The organism is Amycolatopsis bartoniae, assembly GCF_014191255.1.
GTDB classification, from domain to species: Bacteria; Actinomycetota; Actinomycetes; order Mycobacteriales; family Pseudonocardiaceae; genus Amycolatopsis_E; species Amycolatopsis_E bartoniae.
The window spans coordinates 652,616-671,972 of the sequence record NZ_JACHWH010000003.1 but is presented as its reverse complement, the minus strand read 5'-3'; the positions used below and the strand labels follow the sequence as shown (position 1 = coordinate 671,972).

Genomic DNA, 19,357 nt, shown 5'->3' with positions numbered 1-19,357 from the left:
GAAGTACCACCAGGAACTTCCTTCACTGGTGAAACAATTGCCCGTCCGGGGGACCTTTTTCAGCCGATCCAGCGTCCGAAGAGGACATCCCCGGCGTGGAAGGAGACTCATGGCCGGCTTCCGGCGGATCCCCGCGGTGGTGGCCGCACTCGGCCTCGCCGTGCTGGTCGCGGGCACCTTCCTGCCCTGGTTCCACTCCGGCGCCGTCGAGCGGCACAGCTACCAGGCCGCCGACGTCGCCGGGCGGCTCGCGCTCTCGGGTGCCCCGGCCCTGCGGGCGGTGCTGCACGCGTGGGTCGCCGTGCCGCTCGTGACGGCGGTCTGCCTGGGCCTGTTAGTGCTCGGGGTCACTCGAACGGCTGCAACAGTCACGGGTCTCTTCGCGACTTTCGTGGGAACCGTCGCGCTGCTCGCTGTCGTCCGAAGCGGTGACGGGCCGATCGGGATCTCCCCGGCCGGCCCCGCCACCACCCTGGCCGGCGCGAGCCTCGCGCTGGCCGGCGCGCTCGCCTCGGTCCTGTTCCGGGCCGCGGCGCGCCACCACCCGACGACCGCGAGAACTGGGGGCCACCCTTGACCACGCCCGAGCAGCCCGGCCCGTGGCAGCAGCAGCCACAGCCGTACCAGCAGCCGCAGCAGGGCTATCCGCCCCAGCAGCAGCCGGGCTACGGCTATCCCCCGCCGCAGCCGGGCTACGGCGTGCCGCAGCAGCCGCCGCGCAAGCGCCGCCGCGGGCTGATCATCGGGCTGGTCATCGCCCTGGTCGCGGTGGCCGGGGGCGGAACCACGTGGTACCTGCTGGCGCAGGGTGGCTCGGGCTCCGACACGCCCACCGAGGCGGCGCTGAAGCTCACCGGCTCGCTCGGCAACGGTGACCTCGTCGGCGTGCTCGACAGCCTCGCGCCCGCCGAGGCCGCGCTGTTCACCGATCCGGTGAACGACGGTACCGCCGAGCTCAAGCGCCTCGGCGTGCTCGACGGCAACGCCGACCCGAACGCGCTGTCCGGTATCAAGGTCACGTCGCAGAACCTGACGTTCGACGAGGCCGGGGCCCAGAAGGTCAACGGCCACGTCACGATCACCAAGCTCACCGGCGGCACGCTGACCGTGAACAGTGACTTCAGCAAGCTCCCGCTCGCGAAGCAGTTCCTCGGCGAGCTGCCGGACACGCCGAAGTCCGGGCAGCAGACCGAGACCATCGACATCGGCCAGGAGGTCCGCAAGAGCGGCGAGCCGGTGCGCATCGCGACCGTCGAGGTCGACGGCGAGTGGTACCCGAGCCTGCTCTACACGATCGCCGACTACGCCTTGCGGGAGGCGGGCGAGCAGTGGCCGTCGACGTCGATCCCGGCCAACGGCGCGGCGTCCGCCAACGACGCGGTGAAGGACCTGGTGCAGGCCGGGCTCGACGCCGACGTGCAGCGCGTCATCGAGCTGCTGCCGCCGGACGAGATGGGCGTGCTGCACGACGCCGGCCCCGCGCTCGTCGACGCGGCGAAGGGCCAGGCCGAGCCCACCGGCGCGAAGGTGCTGGACCTGCAGACCGCGACCTCGGACGTCACCGGCGGCACCCGGGCCACGCTGACGTCGCTGAAGCTGCAGGACCCCTCGGGCGGCACGTACTCGGTGACCCGCACCGACGACTGCTACGAGGTCACCGGCGAGGGCCGGACGCAGCGGCTGTGCGCCGACGAGCTGGCCGACCAGATCGAGAGCGAGGCGGGCGAGCTGCCCACCGCGGTGCGTGACGTGCTCAAGCACCTCAGCAGCGGGATCCTGCGCCAGGGCGTCGGTGTCGTCACCACGAAGGTGGACGGCAAGTACTACGTCAGCCCCGTCCGCACGCTCACCGAACAGGGCATGACGATCCTGCGCAGCCTCCAGCCCGGCGACATCACCGCCCTGCTCCACGCGGCCGGGTAGGTCACAGCACCACCTTCTCGTCCGTGACGACCGTGCGCACGGAACCGAGGTCGATGAACCTGGACTCGTCCGGGTTCACCAGCTCCCGGTAGTTCGCCGACCCGAAGAACGCGTCGTGATCGGCCCAGCTGTCGAACCAGATCTCGGTGACGCCGTCGCAGGCCGGGCCGGGGTAGCCGGGGGCGGGCACCGGGTGGGAGACGGTGTAGCGCCTGACGTACCGCCGGGCTTCCGGGATTGAGGTGAACAGCGGAGCGTGGTGCTCCCGGTGGTACGCGACGAACTCCTCGAAGGTCATGCCCGGAACGCGGTCGACCAGGTACACGAACTTGATCATCGGCTTTCTCCTGCACCCCTGCCTGTGCTAACCGGGCTACGCTAAAAGTTGACATTCATGTCAAAGGCAAGCCCGCGTGACACAGGGCACAGCCGGGGGGAACGATGCGGATCGGCGAGTTGTCGAAGCGGACCGGCGTCAGCCAGCGCTCCCTGCGCTACTACGAGCAACAGGGGCTGCTGGCCAGCGTCCGGGCGCCCAGCGGGCAGCGGCACTACGACGAGGAGCACGTCCGGCGCGTCGAACTCATCCGGGCGTTCCTGTCCGCAGGGCTGCCCAGCCACACCATCGCCGAACTGGTGCCGTGCATGGCGGAACCCAGCAGGCCCGGGGCCGAGCGCGCGCTCGCGGCCATGCGGCGTGAACGGGAGCGGCTCTCGCTCGCCATCGACAGCCTCACCGCGGCTCGCGCCGCGCTCGACGACCTGATGGACGCCAACCGGAACTATCTGGCGGAGCACGCCTGAGGTCACAGCGGACCAGGGGTGTGTCGCGCTTGCCAGCAAAAAAGGACAAGCGTACTGTTTGGCTCGTAGGGAGCCTGCGCCGTCCCCACGTCTGCGGACGTCGTGCGCGTGCGCGAGACTCGCTTCAAAGACCCGACTGACGACCGGGACGCCGCCAAGGGCACCACCGCGCGGCGGCGTCCCAGCCCCCTGGAGACAGACGTGACCGCACCAGCCAGCAAGGACAGCTTCGGCGCCCGCGACACCCTGCAGGTAGGCGACAACTCGTACGAGGTGTTCCGCCTGGACAAGGTGAAGGGCTCCGAACGGCTGCCCTACAGCCTCAAGATCCTGCTCGAGAACCTGCTGCGCACCGAGGACGGCGCGAACATCACCGCCGAGCACATCCGCGCGCTCGGCGACTGGGACGCGACCGCCGACCCGTCCATCGAGATCCAGTTCACGCCCGCCCGCGTGGTGATGCAGGACTTCACCGGCGTGCCGTGCGTGGTGGACCTGGCGACGATGCGCGAGGCGGTCACCGACCTGGGCGGCGACCCGGACAAGGTGAACCCGCTGGCCCCCGCCGAGCTGGTCATCGACCACTCGGTGATCATCGACGTGTTCGGCCGGGCCGACGCGTTCGAGCGCAACGTCGAGATCGAGTACGAGCGCAACCGCGAGCGCTACCAGTTCCTGCGCTGGGGCCAGGGCGCCTTCGACGAGTTCAAGGTGGTCCCGCCCGGCACCGGCATCGTGCACCAGGTCAACATCGAGTACCTGGCCCGCACCGTCATGTCCCGGGGCGGCCAGGCGTACCCCGACACGGTGGTGGGCACCGACTCGCACACCACGATGGTCAACGGCCTCGGCGTGCTGGGCTGGGGCGTCGGCGGCATCGAGGCCGAGGCCGCGATGCTCGGCCAGCCGGTGTCGATGCTCATCCCGCGCGTCGTCGGCTTCAAGCTCACCGGTGAGATCCCGGCCGGCGTGACCGCCACCGACGTGGTGCTCACGATCACGCAGATGCTGCGCCAGCACGGCGTGGTCGGCAAGTTCGTCGAGTTCTACGGCGAGAGCGTCGCCGCGGTGCCGCTGGCCAACCGCGCCACCATCGGCAACATGAGCCCCGAGTTCGGCTCCACCGCGGCGATCTTCCCGATCGACGAGGAGACCCTGCGCTACCTGAAGCTCACCGGCCGCTCGGCCGAGCAGCTGGCGCTGGTCGAGGCGTACGCCAAGGAGCAGGGCCTCTGGCACGACCCGGCGCACGAGGCCACCTACTCCGAGTACCTCGAGCTGGACCTGTCCACCGTGGTGCCGTCGATCGCGGGCCCGAAGCGCCCGCAGGACCGCATCGAGCTGGTCCGGGCGAAGGAGGGCTTCCGCGAGTCGCTCGCCGACTACGTGCCCGCCGAGGTCACCGGCAGCGCCGAGCGCAAGCCCGGCGTGCCGCAGCAGGAGCAGCCGCAGGGCGTGCTGTCCGGAGTGGACGAGTCGTCGTCGGAGTCGTTCCCGGCCAGTGACGCGCCCGCCTACTCCCCCTCGGCGAACGGCGGGTCCGAGGAGCAGCAGGCGCACGCGCCGGTCTCCGGCCGCCCGTCGAAGAAGGTCAAGGTCACCTCGCCCGAGCGCGGCGAGTTCGAGCTCGACCACGGCCACGTCGTGATCGCGTCGATCACCTCGTGCACCAACACCTCCAACCCGTCGGTGATGCTGGCCGCCGCGCTGCTCGCCCGCAACGCGGTGAACCGGGGCCTGTCGGTCAAGCCGTGGGTCAAGACGTCGATGGCGCCAGGCTCGCAGGTCGTCACCGACTACTACGAGAAGGCCGGGCTCTGGCCGTACCTGGAGAAGCTGGGCTACCACCTGGTCGGCTACGGCTGCACCACGTGCATCGGCAACTCCGGCCCGCTGCCCGACGAGATCTCGGCCGCGGTGCAGGAGAACGACCTGAGCGTCGTGTCGGTGTTGTCGGGCAACCGGAACTTCGAGGGCCGGATCAACCCCGACGTGAAGATGAACTACCTGGCCTCGCCGCCGCTGGTGATCGCGTACGCGCTGGCCGGCACGATGGACTTCGACTTCGAGAACGAGCCGCTGGGCCGCGACGAGCAGGGCAACGACGTGTTCCTGCGCGACATCTGGCCGTCGCCGCAGGAGATCCAGGAGACCATCGACTCCGCGATCACGCAGGAGATGTTCTCCAAGGACTACGCGGACGTGTTCGACGGCGGCGAGCGCTGGAAGTCGCTGCCGACGCCGGAGGGCAAGACCTTCGCGTGGGACCCCGAGTCCACCTACGTGCGCAAGCCCCCGTACTTCGAGGGCATGCAGCCGGAGCCCTCGCCGGTCGAGGACATCGCCGACGCGCGGGTGCTGGCGCTGCTGGGCGACTCGGTCACCACTGACCACATCTCGCCCGCCGGTGCGATCAAGGAGGACTCCCCGGCCGGGAAGTACCTCAAGGAGCACGGCATCGAGCGCAAGGACTTCAACTCGTACGGGTCGCGGCGCGGCAACCACGAGGTGATGATCCGCGGCACCTTCGCCAACATCCGGCTGCGCAACCTGCTGCTGGACGGCGTGCAGGGCGGCTACACGCGCGACTTCACGCAGGAGGGCGCCCCGCAGGCGTTCATCTACGACGCGGCGCAGAACTACGCGCAGGCCGGCACCCCGCTGGTCGTGCTGGGCGGCAAGGAGTACGGCTCCGGCTCGTCGCGCGACTGGGCGGCGAAGGGCACCCGGCTGCTGGGCGTGCGCGCGGTGATCGCGGAGTCGTTCGAGCGCATCCACCGGTCGAACCTGATCGGCATGGGCGTCATCCCGCTGCAGTTCCCGCAGGGCGAGTCGGCGGCGTCGCTGGGCCTCGACGGCACGGAGACGTTCGACATCGCGGGCATCACCAAGCTCAACGAGGGTGAGACCCCGCGGACGGTCCACGTCACCGCGACGAAGTCCGACGGCGGCAAGGTGGAGTTCGACGCGGTCGTCCGGATCGACACCCCGGGCGAGGCGGACTACTACCGCAACGGCGGCATCCTGCAGTACGTGCTGCGCAAGATGACCCGCGCCTGATCCGGTGAGGCGGGAAGCGCCGCGGGCCCGGATGGGCTCGCGGCGCTTTTCTTTTGCCGCCTGCCGGTGTCGAATCGGGGCGATCCCCGTTCGTCTACAGGGCAGGAGGTGGTACCGCATGAAGTACCTGATGTTGTTCTGCGAGACCGAACAGTGGGAGAAGGACTGGGAGGCGATGGACGAGGCCGAGCGTGAGGCCGCCACGGGCCGGGTGATGGCGTGGCTGGCGGAGCACTCGGACCGGATCACGCACAACGCGAAGCTCGCCGAACCGGACACCGCGACCTCGATCCGGCTCGGTGAGGGTGAGCCCGTGATCACGGACGGCCCGTTTGTCGAGGGCAAGGAGGTCGTCAGCGGCTACGTCGAGGTCGACGTGCCCGACCTCGACGAGGCGCTGCGGATGGCCCTTGGCTGGCCCGGCTGCCCGCTCGTCGAGATCCGGCCGATCGCCTTCTGAAACCGGTGCCGGACGCGGAGGACACGCTGGCCCGCGTGGTGCGCGACCACGCGGGCCGGCTCGCGACCGCGCTCGTCGAACTGCTGGGCGACTTCGCCGCTGCCGAGGACGTGGTGGCCGACGCGGTGCTCGCCGCGCTCGAACGCTGGCCCGTGGAGGGCATCCCGGACCGGCCGGACGCCTGGCTGTTCACCGTCGCCCGCCGCCGGGGGCTGGACGTGCTGCGCCGCCAGGCCCGGCTCCGCGACAAGCTCGCGCTGCTGGCCGATCCCGGCCCGCCGGACCCGGCGGAGAAGCTGGGGTTGCTGTTCACCTGCTGTCACCCGGCGCTGGCGCCGCAGGCCCGCGTCGCGCTGACGCTCAAAACCGTCTGCGGGCTGACCACGGCACAGCTCGCGCGGGCGTTCCTGGTGCCGGAGACGACGATGGCACAGCGGATCACACGGGCGAAACGCAAGATCACCGCGGCCGTCATCCCGTACCGCCTGCCCGCCGACGACGAGCTGGGTGAGCGGCTCGACGGGGTGCTCCGGGTGATCTACCTGCTGTGCAACGAGGGGTACCTCGGCACCACACAGCCGCACTCCCGCGACCTGACCGCCGACGCCGAGTGGCTCGCGGCTTCGCTGGCGGACCTGATGCCCCGTGAGGCGGAAGTGCTGGGCCTGCTCGCCCTCATCCGGCTGCACCGCGCGCGGGCGGGCGGGCGGTTCGACGCCGACGGCGGCCTGTTGTTGCTGCGGGACCAGGACCGGAGCCGCTGGGACCGGGAGGCGATCGGCTCGGCGATCCGGCTGCTCACCAGGGCGGGACGGCTCAGGCGACCCGGCCAGTACCAGCTCCAGGCGGCGATTGTGGCGTGCCACGCGGAAGCCGCCTGCTGGGAGGACACGGACTGGCCCCAGATCGTCTTGCTCTACGAGCTGTTGCTGCGCTACGCGCCCTCGCCCGTGACGCGGCTGCACCGGGCGATCGCCCTGCGGTACACCGAGGGCGTGGCCGCCGCACTGTCCGAAGTGGACGCGATCTCGGGTCTGGACCGCTACCACCTCTTCCACGCCACCCGCGCCGAGCTGCTGCGGGAACTCGGCCGCCACGGCGAGGCTCGTGACGCCAACCTCCGCGCACTCGCGCTGACGGCCAACCCGGCCGAGCAGGACGTGCTGACCCAGCGACTGCAGTGGTGAAACGGCGAAGCGCCCTCCGGGAAGGGGCAGGGCGTTCCGTCGATCCCGGAACCGACGACACCGGGCCGGGTGGCTACGGTGGTGACCGTGCCGCAGGATCACCTCCCCGACTGGCTGGCGCCCTGGTGCCGGGAGCACCTGGGTGGCGAGCCGGTCGCGGTGGTGTTCCGGCTACGCCAGATGTCGGAGGTGTTCGGGCTCCGGCTGGGCCGTTCGGACGTCGTGGTCAAGGCGCGGGACGACGACGGGCGCGCCGGGGCTTGTGTCGCGGCGCAGGCGGCGCTCGCCGAGCGCGGGTTTCCTTGTGCGCGACCGCTCACGCCGGCCGTCGCCGTCGGGTCGCTGGCCGTGCACGCCGAGGAGTTCCGGCCCGGCGGGGACGTCCTGCGTGGCGACTCCCCCGGCGTGGCCGTGCGGTACGCCGAGGTGTTCGCCCTGCTGATGGCCTCCCTCGCCGGCGTGCGCGTGCCGCCGCCGCTGCCCAACCCGCGCTGGATCCGCTGGGACCACGAGGATCCCGGGGTGTGGCCGTCGATCCCGTCCTTCGACGAGCGGGACCAGAGCGCCGTGCCCGCGCACGTCGTCGCCACGGCGGAGCGGGTGCGTAAGCGGTTGTTGGCCGCCGGCCTGCCGAACGTGCTGGGGCACGGCGACTTCGAGGCGCAGAACCTCCGGTGGCACGGGCCGCGGGTGTGGACCGTGCACGACTGGGACAGCCTGGCGTGGCAGCCGGAAGCCGCGCTGGCCGGAGCGGCGAGCGGGGGTTTCGCCGGTGCCGCACCGGCAACGCTGGCGCCCGTCGAGAGCTCCGAGGCGTTCCTGGTGGCGTACCAGGATTTCCGGGGTCGTGCCTTCACCCCGCAGGAGCGGGAGGTGGCGTGGGCGGCGAGCCTGTGGCCTGCCGCCCACCACGCCCGGTGGGAGGTACTGCACGACGCCGCCCCGCTGTGCGGCGACGCGCTGCGGGCACAGGCCGCCGAGCGCCTCCGCCGGGCGAACGCCTAAAGAGCGGCGGCCTGCTCCAGCGGCTCGCCCAGCACCTCGCCCACGATGTCCGCGTTCTTGTACTTCGCGATCTCGTCGATCCGCACGAGCCGGTCGACCAGCCGCCTGCCCAGCCGGAACCGGCGCAGCCACGGCACCGCGCGCCGGAACCGGATCTCCAGCGCGCTGTCCACCACGAAGATCCTGCGGTCGGCCGCCGCGCCCTCGGCGTAGTGGTCGAGGTACGGCCGCAGACCCCGTTCCCACTCCGCCAGCGCCGTGCCGAGGTCGCCCGGATGGCGTTCCAGCAGCGTGCCGAGCAGCTCCGCGCCCACGAGCCCCGACGAGACGCCCATGCCCGCGTACAGGGTCACGCACCAGGCGGCGTCCCCCATGAGGACCACGCGACCGGAGTACCAGCGGTCCATCCGGACCTGCTCCGCCGAGTCGAACAGGATCTCCCCGGCGTCCTCGGCCGCGTCGATCACCGCACCCAGGGTGCTGCCCAGCGCCTGCGGGCCGAAGACGGCCCGGAACCTCTCCGCGGGCGGCCGGCGGAACTCCGCGTCGACGTCGTCGGTGCGGTAGGTCACCAGGACCGTCGGGTCGTGGTCGCGGTAGGCGAACACCCACATCGCGCGGCCCGGTTCGAGCAGGGTCACCGCCTGGCCGGGTTCGAGACCGGCCGGCGTGCCGGGGAACTCGAACGCGCTGATCATGTAGCCCAGCCGCCGCAGGTACCGCTCGTGCGGGCCGAACACCAGCTCCCGCACCGTCGAGCGCAGCCCGTCCGCGCCGACGACGAGGTCGAACCGTTCGGTCACCGACGTGCCCGCCGCGGTGTCGAGCAACGTCACGTCCACGCCGTCCGCGTCCTGCTCGATCGCGGTGGGCACCGTCGAGTACCGGATCTCCACGTCGCCGGGCAGGATGGCGAACGCGGCCGCCTCGATGTCCCCGCGCAGCATCGTCCACGGGTGGCCGGGAAGGTCCGAAAAGGACATTCCAGGGCGGCTGGTGCCGTCGCGTTCGACGTCGAGCTTCCGCGTGGCCGGGGCGCGGTCGTGGAGGGCGTCCAGCATCCCCAGCCGGGCCGCGGCCGCCTGCCCGGCTCCGAAGAGGACGATGAAGTAGCCCCCGTCCCGCCGGGCCGCCGCCCGTTCCACGAGCACCGGCTGCCACCCGGCTTTCCGCAGCCGCGCCGCGGTGGCGATCCCGCTGACTCCCATGCCGACGACGAGTACCCGTCCGGTCACCGTGCCCACCCCTGTCAGACGAAGAGCCGCGCGAACTCGGCGACCTGCGTCACGCTGGTCGGGTCCTCGAAGTAGACGACCAGTTCCTGCACCCCGGCCTCCTCGAACTCCGCGATGCGCCGCTTGACCGTGTCCAGGGTGCCGACCAGCCCGTACGCTCCCACGTCGCCGGGGAACACGAACTTCGACGCCAGCGGGATCAGCGCCCGCGCGTCGGCGTCGGTGTCCCGGATGATGCAGGGCGTCGTGACGGTGCGCCTGATGGTGCCGTAGTCGCGGCCGACGTCCTCGCAGTGGTCCCGCAGGACGGCGAACTTGTGCTTCGCCACCTCAGCGGAGTCCATGATGTTGCAGGCGTCGCCGTACTGCGCCACCAGCCGCAGCGTCCGCTTCTCGCCGGAGCCGGCGATCATCAGGGGGATGTGCGGGCGCTGCACGCCCTTCGGCTCGTTGACCGCGCCCTGCACCCGGTAGTACTGCCCGGCGAACTCGGCTTTCTGCTCCGTCCACAGTGCACGGATCACCTGGAGCGCCTCTTCGAGCCTGCGCAGCCGCTCGCCGGTGGTGCCGTAGTCGTAGCCGTACTGCACGTGGTCGGGCTCCAGCCAGCCCGCGCCGATGCCGAACTCCAGCCGCCCTCCGGAAAGGACGTCCACTGTGGACGCCATCTTCGCCTGCAGCGCCGGGTTCCGGTAGCCGTTGGCGGTGACCAGGTGCCCCACCCGCACGTTCGTGGTTTCCCGTGCCAGCGCGGTGATCAGCGTCCACGCCTCGAACACCAGGTGGTTCGACGGCCGCACGGTGGTGAGGTGGTCGGGCGCGAGCAGCGCGTGGTAGCCGGCGTCATCGGCCATCTTCGCGAGCTCCACGACCCTGGCGAACGCCACCATCGGGTCGCTGAAGCCCGCGAACTCCTGGGCGAACCCCGTGGGCAGGAAGATGCTGTACCTCATCGCGCGCCGCCGTCCTGGAGGAAGCCGGTGATCCGCGGCCACAACTCGGCCCACACCGCGTCCTCGTGGTCGGGGTCGTGCGTCAGGCCCGGCACGGTGACCAGCTCGGCGGGCAGCCCCTCCTCGCGCATCCGGGCGGCCAGCTCCTCGGACTCGGCCGGCGGGATCACCGGGTCGGCGTCGCCGTGCACGATGAGCAGGGGTGTGGTGACGTCGCCGAGCGCGGCCAGCGGCCGCCGCTCCGGTGCGCTGAAGTACCTTTCGACCTCCGCGGGATCGGTCTTCGGCAGCAGCGAGTCTGGCCGTTCCTGGTCGGCCAGCACGAACCCGACCGGGTCGTAGACGCCCATCAGCAACGCGGCGCGCCGCCACAGCCCGGGCGCTCGTTCCACCGCCAGGAGCGCGGAGTACGCGCCGCGGCTGGTGCCCAGGATGTGGATCCGCGACTCGTCGATGTCGGGCAGCCCGGCGAGGTAACGGGTGGCCGCCACCACGTCGTCGATGTCGCCGCCCCCCATCTGGGCCATCGCGCGGAACTCGGGCCCGTGCCCGGGCGCGCCCCGCTGGTCGACCGACAGGACCGCGAAACCGGCCGCGGTCAGCGGCGCGTGCTCGCTGGTGTGCCGGTACTCGCCCCTGGAGTCGAGCACCCCACCGTGGCCCGGCATGCACACGACCACCGCCGGGTGCGGTCCGGGACCCGCCGGGAGGCTGAGGTGGCCGTAGACCACCGTGCCGTCGTCCGAGGTGATCTCGTGGACCGTGATGCGGTCGGCCGGCTCGCCGTCCTCGGGCTGCGCCCGGTCGAGCTCCTCGGCGAGCAGGCCGGCGAGCACGTCGACGGACAGGCTGCGCTGCAGCCGCGCCGCCGGCACGGCGACGCCGAGCTGCTTCTGGAGCAGGACGCGCAGCTCGACCGCGGTCAGCGAGTCGACGTCCACCGCCTGCTGCTCGCCGAGCTGCTGTTCGCTCAGCCCGGTGGTCCGCTGCAGCAGCGGGGTCACCAGGGCGGGCAGCAGCGCGGCGCGCTCGGCCGGGCTCGCGTCCCGCAGCCGCTTGCCGACCGTTTCCTCGCCGCCGAAGTCGCCTTCCCCGTCCGCGGCGCCTTCCGGCACCACGGCGCGGAACTTCGGCAGCGCCGCCAGCTGCCGGTTGGCGCGGGTCCACCGCGGCCAGTCGATGTCGGCGACCGACACCTCGGCCGGCCGGGTGCGCAGCAGCGTCCCCAGCTCGGCGACGAGCCGCGCGGGCGCCATGCCGAGGTGACCGTTGCGGCGCAGGACGTTGCCGACGTAGCCCTCGCGGCTCACCGCCACGCCCACGTCGTCGATCATCCCCCAGCCGATGGCGGTGGCGGGAAGTCCCTGCCCGCGCCGGTAGCGCGCCAGTCCGTTGAGGAACTCGTTCGCCGTCGCGTACGCGCCCGCCCCGAGCGCGCCGAGCTGCGCCGCGACCGAGGAGAACAGCACGAAGAAGTCCAGCTGGTCGCCCAGGGTCTCCTGGTGCAGGTACCAGGCGCCGTCCGCCTTCGGCCGGGTGGCGCCGACGAGCCGGGCCGCGTCCATGTCGGAGAGGATCGCGTCGTCGAAGTCGGCCGCGCCGTGCACGATCCCGCCCAGCGGCGGCAGGAAGGCACGCACCCGCGCCAGCATCGAGCGGACCTGTTCGCGGTCGCTGACGTCGGCCTTGAGGACCCGCACCTGCACCCCGCGCGCGGTCAGCTCGGCCACGTCCTGCGCCGCGGCGGACGAGGTGACGCCGTTGCGGCCGACGAGCGCCACGTACCGGGCGCCGTTGTCGGCCAGCCAGCGCGCGACCGTCCGGCCGAGGCCGCCGAGACCGCCGGTGATGAGGTATGTGACGTCCGGCCGGACCGGGGAGCCGGGCAGCGACTCCGCCGGGACCCGCACCGGTTCGGCCGCCATCCGGACCACGATCTTGCCGTGGTGCTCGGGGCGCGCCATCACGCGGAACGCTTCGCCGATCTCGTCGGCCGGGAACTCCCGGCACGGCAGGGGGGCGATCGCGTTCTGCTCGTGCAGCTGCGCGACGGCCCGCATGCTCGCGCGGACGTCTTCGGGCCGCAGCGCCATCATCTGGTCGTAGTCGAAGGAGTGGAACGACAGCGCCCGGCGTGCCGAGGCGAGCCGGACCGCGTGGTCCGCGACGTCACCGGGCTTGCCCAGCTCGACGAACCGCCCGAACGTGGCCATCGCACGGAGGCTGTGGTCGATCATGTCGGCGGGCAGGGAGTTGACGACGACGTCGACGCCCTCGCCGCCGGTCCACTCCAGGATGTCGTCGGCGAACGACGTGGACCGCGAGTCGGCGATGCGGGTGAAACCCTCCTGGCGCAGGAGCTCCCGCCGCGGCTCGCTGCCCGCGGTGACGAACACCTCGGCGCCGAGCCACTTCGCGATCCGCGCCGCGGCCAGGCCGACGCCACCGGCGGCCGAGTGGATCAGCACGCGCTCGCCGGGACGGACGTTCGCGAGCCGCACCAGGGACAGGTGCGCGGTGACCACGGGCAGCAGCGACGCGGCCTCGGCGCCGGACAGCGTCGCCGGCTTGCGCACCACACGGACCGCTTCCAGCGTCACGTGCGAGACGAACAGGTCCCGGCTGTGCGCGAACACCTCGTCCCCGACGGCCAGGTCGGTGACCTCCGCACCGACGGCGACGACGGTGCCGGAGCACTCCAGCCCGAGCGTCTCGCCCGAGTGGCTGCCTTCGATGGCGTGCGGCGAGATCAACCCGGTCTGCTTGAGCACATCCTTGAAGTTCACGCCGACGTGCGAGACCTCGATCTCGACCTCGCCCGGCCCGGGCTCCCGGCGGGTGGTCGCGACGAAGCCGAGCTCGGACCCCGCTCCCCCGGCCTGCCGCAGGCGCACCGGCGTGAGGTCGGTCCGGGTGCGGACGTGGTCGAGGTCGGAACCCTCCCCGGCGTGCGCGAACCGCCGGACGTACCGGCCGTCGGTGCGCAGCGCGACCTCGTCGGCGCCGTCCTGGACGAGCTCGGTGAGCAGGGCGTCGAGAACCTTGTCCTGGGTGCCGGCCGCCGGGTCGTCCGGGCTGACGTCGATCAGCCGGCAGTGCAGCTCGGGCCGTTCGGCGGTGACGACGCGGCCGAAGCCCCACAGCGACGCGGCCGCAGGTGCGGTGGTCGGGTCGTCGGCGGAGACGCTCTGCGCGCCCGCGGTGACGAGGAACAGGCGGCCGGCGTCGGCGGGCAGCTCCTGGACCAGCCGCAGCGGCGCCGCGACCGGGCTGCACGACGGCGCACCCTCGTGCTGCGCACCCTCGACGTAGACCACGCCGCGGCAGTTCTCCGCGCCGGCCACGGCGGCGAGGACCTGGTCGAGCCAGCGGTCGTCGGCGGTGGCGGTGCGGACGACCTCACCGTCCAGTTCGGACAGTCCGCGTGCCAGGTCGTCCGCCGTCGCCGAGGCGCCGACGACGATCCAGCGGCCTTCGGCCCCGGCGACCCGGTCCAGTGGTTCCTGCTGCCAGACGTGCTCGTAGCGCAGGTTCGCCCGCTGCTCCTCGGCCTCGGCGAGCTTGCTGGCCCGCAGGCCCTCGACCCGCGCGACCACCTCGCCGTCGTCGGTGACGAGGGTCAGGTCGCATTCGATGGTGCCCGGCCCGGTGGCTTCCCGGCCCCGGCCGTGGATCCACAGCCGGGTGCCCGGGGACCGGAAGAACCGGAGCGCGTCGATGCGGGCGGGCACGTAGGTGCCGGGCTGCACCTCGCCGCCGAGCAGGTGCGCGCCCGTGATGGCGGCCTGCAGCGCGCCGTCGAGGAGCACCGGGTGCAGCCGGTGGCCGTCCTGTTCGACGGTGTCGAGCCGCAGCTCGCCGAAGACCTCGCGTGTCTCCGTCCGCCACCACAGCCGCCGCACGACGCGGAACGCGGGCCCGTAGTTCAGCCCGGTGCCGCCCAGGCGCTCGTACACGTCGTCGTGGCCGAGCTCCGGCAGCCCTTCGGTGAGCTCGTCGAGGGTCTCGGTCCGGGGCGCCTCGGCGCGAGCCTTGACGACGTGGGCGCGGCGGAGTTCGGCGTGCAGCGTCCAGGTGGTGTCGTCGGGCTGGACCCGGCTGTGCAGGGTGACCAGCTGCCGCGCCGGGTCGTGCCCGATGCGCAGCGTCGTGACCGACGACGGCGGGAGCGCGAGCGGCCGGTGGAAGACGACGTCGGCGAGGACGCACGGCTCGTCCTCCGGGAAGGCCGCGAGCGCGGCTTCGAGGTAGCCGGAGCCGGGGAAGACCACGGACTCGCCGACCTTGTGGTCGCCGAGGTACGGGAACGCGGACGCGGACAGCTCGACGTCCCGGATCGGGGCGACGGACGAGACGGCCCGGCCGCCCAGCCGCAGGCCGTCGTGCCCCAGCCGCCGCTGGCGGGAGGATGCCGACTCGATCCAGTGGCGTTCGCGGTGCCACGGGTAGTGGGGCAGGTCGAGGTGTTCGCGCGGACCGGGGTGCACGCGGTCCCACGCCGGGTCGGCGCCCGCCTCGTACAGCCCGCCCAGGCTTTCCGCGAGCTGCTCGCGCTGCGGCCGGTCGCGGCGCAGCGAGGTGAACCGGGCAACGGCGGCCGGGCGGCCGGCCAGCGCCTCGTCGATGGCGGAGGCCAGCACGGGGTGCGGCCCCACCTCCAGCACGGCGCCGACGTTGCGGGTGAGCACCTTGTGGAACGCGTCGGCGAACCGCACCGGCTGCCGCACGTTGCCCCACCAGTACTCCGCGTCGAGCTCGGAGCCGTCGACGAAGTCCCCGGTCACCGTCGAGACCAGCGGGACCTTCGCGCGGCGCGGGCGGATCCCCGCCAGCGCGGCGAGCAGCGGCTCGTGGATCTCGTCCATCTGCGGGCTGTGGTAGGCCACCTCGACGCGCAGCTGCTTCACCGACGCGCCCGCCGCGGTCAGCGCCTCGCTCACCACCGCCAGCCCGTCGGAGTCACCGGCGATGGTGGTCGCGTACGTGCTGTTGACCGCGGCGACGGTCACGCCGTCGACGAGGTGGGGCGTCACCTCGGCCGCGGGCAGGTCGACCGCCGCCATCCCGCCGCGCCCGGCGGTGCGGGCCTGCAGGCTCGCCCGGTGGAAGCTCACGGTGAGCGCGTCTTCGAGCGAGTACACGCCGGCCGCGTGGAACGCGGCGACCTCGCCCACGCTGTGCCCCACGATCACCGCGGGTTCGATTCCCCAGTCCCGCCACAGCGCGGTGAGCCCGGCCTGCACGACGAAGTTCGCGAGCTGCGCGTACAGCGTGCTCGTCAGCCGCGACTCGTTCTCGTCGCGACGCAGTTCGTCCGCAATGGACAGTCCGTGCCGCGCGAGCACCTCGTCGCACGCGGCGACGAACTCCGCGAAGCGCGGCTCGGTCTCCAGCAGCTCGCGGCCCATGCCCCACCACTGGGGACCCATTCCGGTGTAGACGAACGCGACCGGCGGCGGTGTGGTCCGGGCCGGGGCGAGGGTGAGGTTCCGCAGCTTCTCCGCGGCCTCCTCGTTGTTCCCGGCGACGACGAACGTCCTCATCGGATGGTGGTCGCGCTGCCGCGAGGCAGCACGGGCGATCCTGCGCAGCGCCGGGGCGTCCGGGCTCTCCAGCAGAGTCGCGTAACTGTCCACAAGCGACTGCAACGCGTCCTGGCTCCGCGCCGACAGCGGCAGGAGCACCGGACGGCCGTCGTCCACCTCGTCGGCCGCGGGCTCGGCGGCCGGGGCCTGTTCGAGGATGGCGTGCGCGTTGGTGCCGCCGAAACCGAAGGAGTTGACGCCCGCCCGCCGCGGCTCGTTCCGCTCCGGGAACGGAACCATCTCGGTGGGCACGCGGATGGGCAGGCGGTCGAAGGGAATCCGCGGGTTGGGCTTCTCGAAGTGCAGGTTCGGCGGGATCTCCCCGCGCTGCAGGCACATCGTCGCCTTGATCACGCCGGCTACCCCGGCCGCGGCCTCGGTGTGCCCGAAGTTGGACTTGACCGACCCCATCCAGTGGGTGTCGCCCGAGTCGCCGAGCACCTCGCCGATCGCGGTCGCCTCGACCGGATCTCCCGCCGCGGTCCCGGTTCCGTGTGCCTCGAAGTAGCCGACCGAAGCCGGTTCCACGCCACCGACCTGGCAGGCGCGCTCGATCAGCGTCCGCTGCGACTCCACCCTCGGCACGGTGATGCCGGGCGTGCGCCCGTCCTGGTTCACCGCGGTGCCCCGGATGACGGAGTGGATGCGGTCGCCGTCCCGCAGCGCGGCCGAAAGTGGCTTCAGCACGAGGATTCCGGCGCCTTCGCCGCGCGCGTAACCGTTGGCGCGGTGGTCGAACGACTTGCAGCGGGCGTCGGGCGAGAGGAACTGCCCCTTGGACATCAGGATACTGGTGACCGGGTTCACCATCACGTTCACGCCGCCGGCCACCGCGAGGTCGCAGTCGCCGAGCGCGAGGGCGGTGCACGCCTGGTGCAGTGCCACCAAAGAGGACGAGCACGCGGTGTCCACGGTGAACGCCGGGCCACGCCAGTCGAACGCGTAGGACAACCGCGCCGCCAGCATCGTCATGCTCACGCCCGTCGGCGTGGCCGAGCTGACCAGGTGCTGGTTCGACTCGGACAGCTGCAGGGTCGCCGCGTCGAACGTGAAGCCGCCGACGAAGACGCCGACGTTCGCGGACGCGGTCGAGCTCGGCGGAATTCCCGCGTCCTCCAGCGATTCCCAGGTGACCTCCAGCAGCAGCCGCTGCTGCGGGTCGAGCGCAGCGGCCTCGCGCGGCGACATGCCGAAGAACCCGGCGTCGAACTCGTCCACCGGCGTGTGCAGGAATCCGCCCTGCCGCACGAACATCCGGCCGGGAGTCGCCTTGTCGGCGTCGAAGTAGTCGGTGGTGCGCCAGCGGTCTTCGGGGATGTCGGTGATCGCGTCGGTGCCCGCTTCGAGCATCTCCCAGAACCCGCGCAGGTCCGCCACGCCGCCGGGGTACCGGCACCCGATGCCGACGATCGCGACGGGTTCGGCCTCGGGGGAACCGGTCGAACGGGAGACAGCGTGCGAAAGCCCGGAAGATGACATGGGGGGCTACAGCTCCTAGACAGTGCAGGTCCGGTGTGGTCCGGACCTCTCCAGCCTGGGTTGGGCCCGTGAGCCGGTCAATGGGGTTGGTGCGCTCGACCGGAAAGCCATGCCCGAAATTCCATCGCGGGGTGTGGTTCAGACAGACCGCATCCGTGGGTCCGATGTGGACTGGTCGTGCCACGAGGCCGCCCAAGTCACCGGGAACCGGAATCCGAGGCAGATTTTCTGGCGTGCCCGGGCAACTTCTGCCCGATCGGACGCCACCGGCACTAGCCTCGCATCCTGTGCTGACCTTCCGCATGTTCTGGCGTACGGGCGACGAGACCGGGTGGCGGCCGGGGCATCCGTTGCTGGTACACTTGGACGATGGTGCGCGCGTGGCGCCGGAGCACCTGTCGTGGGGCACGGCCGACGGCGCCCAGACCTCGCTCGGCTTTTCGCCCGATCTGGCCACCTGTTACGGCCACCGCTCCCTGCCCACCGGTGCGGTGGCGGAGGTCCGCGGCGAGCTCAGCGGCGAGGACGAGCCCCGCGGCGGGTACGAGTTCGACACGGAGTTCGAGGAGACCCCGGGCCGCCTGCGCTTGCTGGTCGACGACGGGTCCGGGGAACCGCTGCGGTGGGTGGCCTGGCGCGACGGCACCGGCGGCGCCTGCTCGCTGGCCCTGCGCTCGGAAAGCCCGTCCGGCAGCGCGGACGTCACGGACCTGGTGACCTCGGTGTGGGCGACCGCCGACCACCCCGAGATGGGCGAGGTCGCGGCGAACCTCGTCGACGGGACGCACAGCAAGTGGTTCGCCCCGTACCCTCGCGCGGCGCTGGAGTTCCGGCTGCCGCGGCCGGTCGTGGTGGAGCGGTACGTCCTCACCTCCGGCAACGACGCTCCCGACCGTGACCCCGCGGCGTGGACGCTGCGTGGTTCGGCGGACGGGCACCGGTGGCACGCGCTGGACTCCCGCACCGGCCAGTCCTTCCCCGGCCGGCACCAGTCCAGGACGTACCGGATCGCCGACCCCGCCGCCTGCGACCACTACCGCCTCGACATCACCGGCAACAACGGGTCCCCGCACCTGCAGCTGGCGGCCGTCCGGTTCCTCGCCGGCACCGCCGGCTTCACCGGCCACCGCCAGCGCGCGGGCCACTTCCCCGTCGCCTACCGGGGACTGCGGACTCCACCGTCCGCCGCGCCGGCGGACTCCGACCCTCCCGTGTGGACATCCGCCGCCTTCGAGGCGTTGCGCAGCGCCGCGTCCACGCCGATCGTGCGCACCGACTTCTCCGATCCGCAGGCGTGGGAAGCGGCCTGGAGCGACATCACGGCGCCCCAGGGGTACTGGGACGGCGAGGTCGTCCTCGGCGCCACCCTCGTCGCCCGGCCCGAGTTCGACGGCTGGACCGCCGGAGACCTCGCCGCGCTGCTGTCGCGCACCGACCACGACCTCGTCTTCGTCGTGGACGCGGTGACCCTCGCCTCGCCTGAGCACCCCGTGCTCGTCATCGAGGTCGGCCCGGACCACGACCGGCCACGGACCTTCCGCGCGACCCCGCACGCGCTGGTGGACGTCGAGACCCAGCTCTCGATCGCCAACATGGACTGGGAGGACTTCAGCGAGTCCACCGACCCCGACGGAGTGCTCCGCGCGTCGTTCGCGGACTGAGCACC

At 72.2% G+C, this 19,357-nt stretch carries 12 protein-coding genes; 8 read left to right on the top strand and 4 right to left on the bottom strand.

All coding sequences use genetic code 11. The features are described from left to right. Positions 1-109 precede the first annotated feature (109 nt). The gene (locus FHX82_RS19880) at positions 110-577 is read left to right on the top strand and encodes a hypothetical protein (RefSeq protein ID WP_221216172.1); all 468 of its coding nucleotides are present in this window, start codon (positions 110-112) and stop codon (positions 575-577) included. Then, on the top strand, positions 574-1,923 hold the full coding sequence (locus FHX82_RS19875) for a flagellar basal body-associated FliL family protein (RefSeq protein WP_145936239.1): 1,350 nt from the start codon (positions 574-576) through the stop codon (positions 1,921-1,923). The genes FHX82_RS19880 and FHX82_RS19875 overlap by 4 nt, the downstream gene beginning before the upstream one ends. A gap of 1 nt (position 1,924) precedes the next feature. Here the strand turns inward: FHX82_RS19875 and FHX82_RS19870 are convergent, their stop codons facing one another. Next, entirely contained in the window at positions 1,925-2,260 is a 336-nt protein-coding gene (locus FHX82_RS19870; protein ID WP_183176712.1) for an EthD domain-containing protein, read from the bottom strand. A gap of 104 nt (positions 2,261-2,364) precedes the next feature. Here FHX82_RS19870 and FHX82_RS19865 point away from each other — a divergent pair, with 104 nt between their 5' ends. From FHX82_RS19865 to FHX82_RS19845, 5 genes are all read left to right on the top strand, one after another. Continuing rightward, positions 2,365-2,727, top strand: a complete 363-nt coding sequence (locus FHX82_RS19865; RefSeq protein ID WP_145937868.1) for a MerR family transcriptional regulator — start codon at positions 2,365-2,367, stop codon at positions 2,725-2,727. A 201-nt stretch (positions 2,728-2,928) separates the two neighbouring features. Continuing rightward, complete coding sequence (locus FHX82_RS19860) at positions 2,929-5,787, top strand: aconitate hydratase (RefSeq protein ID WP_145937869.1); 2,859 nt, start codon at positions 2,929-2,931, stop codon at positions 5,785-5,787. Positions 5,788-5,905: 118 nt separating this feature from the next. Then, positions 5,906-6,247 carry a YciI family protein gene (locus FHX82_RS19855; protein ID WP_145937870.1) on the top strand — a complete coding sequence of 114 codons (342 nt, stop codon included), beginning with the start codon at positions 5,906-5,908 and terminating at the stop codon, positions 6,245-6,247. A gap of 5 nt (positions 6,248-6,252) precedes the next feature. Continuing rightward, positions 6,253-7,434, top strand: a complete 1,182-nt coding sequence (locus FHX82_RS19850; RefSeq protein ID WP_222425991.1) for an RNA polymerase sigma factor — start codon at positions 6,253-6,255, stop codon at positions 7,432-7,434. Between the two features lie 87 nt (positions 7,435-7,521). Continuing rightward, complete coding sequence (locus FHX82_RS19845; protein ID WP_145937872.1) at positions 7,522-8,439, top strand: phosphotransferase; 918 nt, start codon at positions 7,522-7,524, stop codon at positions 8,437-8,439. Here the strand turns inward: FHX82_RS19845 and FHX82_RS19840 are convergent. The 3 genes from FHX82_RS19840 to FHX82_RS19830 are packed head-to-tail and all read right to left on the bottom strand — an operon-like array spanning position 8,436 to position 17,691. After that, the gene (locus FHX82_RS19840; RefSeq protein ID WP_229880634.1) at positions 8,436-9,674 is read right to left on the bottom strand and encodes an FAD-dependent monooxygenase; all 1,239 of its coding nucleotides are present in this window, start codon (positions 9,672-9,674) and stop codon (positions 8,436-8,438) included. The genes FHX82_RS19845 and FHX82_RS19840 overlap by 4 nt on opposite strands. Positions 9,675-9,688: 14 nt before the next feature. After that, positions 9,689-10,627 carry an LLM class F420-dependent oxidoreductase gene (locus FHX82_RS19835; RefSeq protein ID WP_145937873.1) on the bottom strand — a complete coding sequence of 313 codons (939 nt, stop codon included), beginning with the start codon at positions 10,625-10,627 and terminating at the stop codon, positions 9,689-9,691. Further along, positions 10,624-17,691: a type I polyketide synthase gene (locus tag FHX82_RS19830; protein WP_145937874.1), complete on the bottom strand. Its 7,068-nt coding sequence runs from the start codon at positions 17,689-17,691 to the stop codon at positions 10,624-10,626. Before FHX82_RS19830 ends, FHX82_RS19835 begins: the two co-directional genes overlap by 4 nt. On the opposite strand from FHX82_RS19830, the gene FHX82_RS19825 reads away from it, so the two are divergent. After that, positions 17,685-19,352 carry a DUF6924 domain-containing protein gene (locus FHX82_RS19825; RefSeq protein WP_308431562.1) on the top strand — a complete coding sequence of 556 codons (1,668 nt, stop codon included), beginning with the start codon at positions 17,685-17,687 and terminating at the stop codon, positions 19,350-19,352. The genes FHX82_RS19830 and FHX82_RS19825 overlap by 7 nt on opposite strands. Positions 19,353-19,357: the final 5 nt, after the last annotated feature.

Coding starts and splice junctions, on each gene's coding strand:
- FHX82_RS19870 (WP_183176712.1), bottom strand. CDS start 2,260: ATGATCAAGTTCGTGTACCTGGTCGACCGCGTTCCGGGCATGACCTTC.
- FHX82_RS19830 (WP_145937874.1), bottom strand. CDS start 17,691: ATGTCATCTTCCGGGCTTTCGCACGCTGTCTCCCGTTCGACCGGTTCC.
- FHX82_RS19880 (WP_221216172.1), top strand. CDS start 110: ATGGCCGGCTTCCGGCGGATCCCCGCGGTGGTGGCCGCACTCGGCCTC.
- FHX82_RS19855 (WP_145937870.1), top strand. CDS start 5,906: ATGAAGTACCTGATGTTGTTCTGCGAGACCGAACAGTGGGAGAAGGAC.
- FHX82_RS19865 (WP_145937868.1), top strand. CDS start 2,365: ATGCGGATCGGCGAGTTGTCGAAGCGGACCGGCGTCAGCCAGCGCTCC.
- FHX82_RS19835 (WP_145937873.1), bottom strand. CDS start 10,627: ATGAGGTACAGCATCTTCCTGCCCACGGGGTTCGCCCAGGAGTTCGCG.
- FHX82_RS19825 (WP_308431562.1), top strand. CDS start 17,685: ATGACATGGGGGGCTACAGCTCCTAGACAGTGCAGGTCCGGTGTGGTC.